Raw genomic sequence first — 2,175 nt, 5'->3', positions numbered from 1 at the left:
GTTGACACTCCCATGCTACAGAGCGAGTTTATTTTAGCAACCGATCCTGGTGCAGAAGAAACCGCCACGATTCAATCTATTCCAGCAGGGCGGTTAGGAATGCCAGAGGATATTGCCCGCGTTGCCGTTTTTCTTGCCAGTGAGGATGCCTCTTTCGTACACGGTGCAGCGATCGTAGCAGACGGTGGACGAACCATTTTTTAATTTCACAATAGGAACACTATGACCCACCGTGTAATGTCTTCAACGTTGTTTTCTCGTCGGTCGTTTTTGCGGTCTGCTTCCCTATCGGTTGCAGTGGCGATCGCTACAGCCAGTTGCAACCGCCAACCTACCAGCACTTCAGAGAATGCTTCAGAACCCTCTCAAAATCGCTCTCTGCACATTGGTATGAACCTCTGGGCTGGCTTTATGCCCTGGAAGGTTGCCCAAGAAAAAGGACTGTTTAAGGCAAACAATATTGATATAGAGGTAACCTGGTTTCCCGTTCTATCGGATCAGCTAACGGCATTTAATAGTGGCAGGTTAGATGTGGCAGGCATTACGCTGTCAGATGCCATAACGGGATTTGCCAACGGGTTGAAGACGAAAATGATTGCCATTACCGATTTTTCCCTTGGAGCCGATGCAATTTTGGCAACTCCCGCCGTTAACTCAATACAGGATTTAGCAGGGAAGAGAGCTTCTGTAGAAATTGGAACGGTTGGACATTTGTTATTTCTAAAGGCGTTAGAGGAAGCGGGAATCCCTGCAGATCAGGTGGAAATTGTGAATCAAGCAGCAGATGCAGCAACAGCTGCATTGATTGTAGGCAAGACTGATGCTGCCTATTCTTATGAACCATTTGTGAGTCAGGCGGTACAGGAGGGCAAAGCAAAAGTGATTTTTTCCAGTAAAGATATTCCCGGACTGATTCCTGATGCGCTAGTGGTGCATGAGAAAGTGTTGGAAGAGCGACCAGAGACAGTGCAGGCGTTAGTCAAAACCTGGTATGAAACTTTGGACTACCGCAAAGCCAATTTAAACGAAGTGTTACCCATTGAAGCGGAGCAAGCGGGTGTTTCAGTGGAAGAATACAGCGCCATCTTAGAAGGGTTCGCATGGTTAACGCCCGAACAATCCCTCAAAGCATTTGAGATGGGTGACACAATGGAGTCTATTCCCTATTCTGCAAACGTGATTGGTGACTTCATGCTAGCTCAAAAGATGATCACCAAACAACTTGATTCCATTGAAGCTCATATCGATCGCCGCTTTGTTGAACAATACTTGAAAAGCTAATAAACTTCTGCGGTGCTGTATGACACACAGCACCACAGAAGTTTATTAAAAAAGCCCCGCAGAGTAGCGTTAGGGTAGGGGGTGCGGGGGCTAACCTGAATTCGTATCGCCATAACGCTTTAGCTTTGGACTAATTGCCAACAAATTCACCAATTCATAAGCAATCGTTGCTGCTGCAAGGGAAGTAATTTCAGCGTGATCATAGGCAGGCGCAACTTCCACCACATCTGCTGATATGACAGAAAGACCTGCCAATCCCCGCAATACACCTAACAGCTCACGACTGGTCATTCCCGCAAGTTCTGGGGTGCCGGTTCCCGGAGCATGTGCCGGATCAAGAACATCTACATCAATGGACAAATACAAGGGATAATCGCCCACTCGCTCTCGAATGCGTTCCACTACTTCTGCAATACCGATGGTTTCAAACTCGTCGCAATGTACAATTCGAAACCCAAGTTCTTCATCTTGCGTTAAGTCGTTACGGCTGTAGAGAGGACCGCGAATTCCCACATGCATCGAGGCGCTGTCCAAAAATAAGCCAGCCTCCGCTGCCCGTCGAAAGGGAGTGCCGTGGGTGTAAGGCGCACCAAAATAGGTGTCCCACGTATCGAGATGGGCATCGAAATGCACCAATGCTACCGGACCATAGCGATGGTTAATCGCTTTCAGGAGGGGGTAAGCGATCGTATGGTCACCACCTAAACTGACGATCGCCCTACACCGTTCCAGTAAATCGATTGCAGCCGCTTCAATCTGCTGAATCGCTTCATTGATGTTGAAGGGATTGCAAGCGATATCTCCTGCATCTGCAACCTGCTGTACCATAAACGGCTCAGTATCATAAGCCGGATGGTAGTGCGTCCGCAAATGCCGGGAAGCTTGACGAATCGC

General features: G+C 48.2%; 3 protein-coding genes. 2 read left to right on the top strand and 1 reads right to left on the bottom strand.

All coding sequences use genetic code 11. The features are described from left to right. Positions 1 to 204, top strand: a 204-nt coding sequence (locus tag H6F93_RS00680) for an SDR family oxidoreductase (RefSeq protein WP_190678270.1), incomplete at its 5' end; no start/stop codon positions are given. Positions 205 to 222: 18 nt separating this feature from the next. Then, on the top strand, positions 223 to 1,281 hold the full coding sequence (locus H6F93_RS00675; protein WP_190678267.1) for an ABC transporter substrate-binding protein: 1,059 nt from the start codon (positions 223 to 225) through the stop codon (positions 1,279 to 1,281). Between the two features lie 90 nt (positions 1,282 to 1,371). On the opposite strand, the gene speB is transcribed toward H6F93_RS00675, so the two are convergent. Next, positions 1,372 to 2,175, bottom strand: an 804-nt coding sequence (gene speB / locus H6F93_RS00670; protein WP_190678264.1) for an agmatinase, incomplete at its 5' end; no start/stop codon positions are given.

This window comes from Leptolyngbya sp. FACHB-671, from assembly GCF_014695745.1.
Classification (GTDB): domain Bacteria; phylum Cyanobacteriota; class Cyanobacteriia; order Elainellales; family Elainellaceae; genus JAAUTN01.
This window is presented reverse-complemented; position numbering and strand designations above follow the sequence as displayed.